Source organism: Mesorhizobium sp. M7A.F.Ca.MR.362.00.0.0, assembly GCF_004023175.1.
GTDB lineage: Bacteria > Pseudomonadota > Alphaproteobacteria > Rhizobiales > Rhizobiaceae > Mesorhizobium.
The window spans coordinates 1-917 of the sequence record NZ_RZTF01000820.1; the positions used below are offsets into that span (position 1 = coordinate 1).

Sequence of the window (917 nt, forward strand, 5' to 3'; positions counted from 1 at the left end):
GGCTAGCATGCGGTTGAGGCCGGCGCAGCCGATGGCGACCTCGGTCTGCTGAACGGGAAGCGACCGTGCCCGCAAACGTCGCCCGATGATGGACTTGTATCGCCCCATGGCGGTCTCGACGAGCCAGCGTTGGCCTAACCGTTGGAGACCTGCCATTTCATCCGGCCGTCTCTGCTGATTGCGGCAATATGCTGGTCCCTTTGGTCGGAAACGTCGATCGATTCGGCTGCGTTGACGCGAGGGGGAATGACGATGGCGACAGCCGCGCTGTGATTGATGGCTGCGTCGTAAGTTGGCTTTCCATCATAAGCACCGTCGGCAGTAAACTGTCCGATCGGACCGTCAATCTGGTCGAGTAGTGGCTCAACTTGAGAGACATCGCCAGTGTCCTGATCATGGGCAATGATCTCGCCGCTGTCGGCATCAAGTGCCAGATGCAGCTTGCGCCAACTGTGACGGGATCTGGCGCCGTGCCTCTCCTCCACTGGCCCGCGCCGTAGACCTGCAGGCCGGTGCTGTCGACAAGAACATGCACCGGTCCCTCCGGCGGAACCTGGCGATCATGCCGCTTGCTGGGCGATTGCCATGTCCGCGCCCGAGCAAGCCTTCTGCCTGGCGCAACCGCAGGCCAAATACAAGGCCCAGCGTCAAGGTGGTCTCGATCGTGCTGGCCGCCACGTGTCTTGCGTCTTGGCGCTTGCCACCTGGACAGGGCTTCCGGTGTCACCCACAGGGTCAAACTGCCACGATGACGAAGTCCTGCCTCGTATTCTGGCCAGTTCGTCACCCTGAACTTCATCTTCTCAATATGATGGCGGCGGCTGGTATTGTGTTTGAAAGGTATGGCTACGCTACAAAGGCTACTGCGGTTGCCGCTTCCCTAAACCCAGACCAATAAACGATCCGTGCACCAACGC

At 60.2% G+C, this 917-nt stretch carries 1 pseudogene; it reads right to left on the reverse strand.

Annotated features, from left to right (window positions below):
- Window positions 1-844 (reverse strand): annotated as a pseudogene (locus tag EOC06_RS37945) (IS5 family transposase); the annotation flags it as partial.
- Between the last annotated feature and the right edge of the window lie 73 nt (window positions 845-917).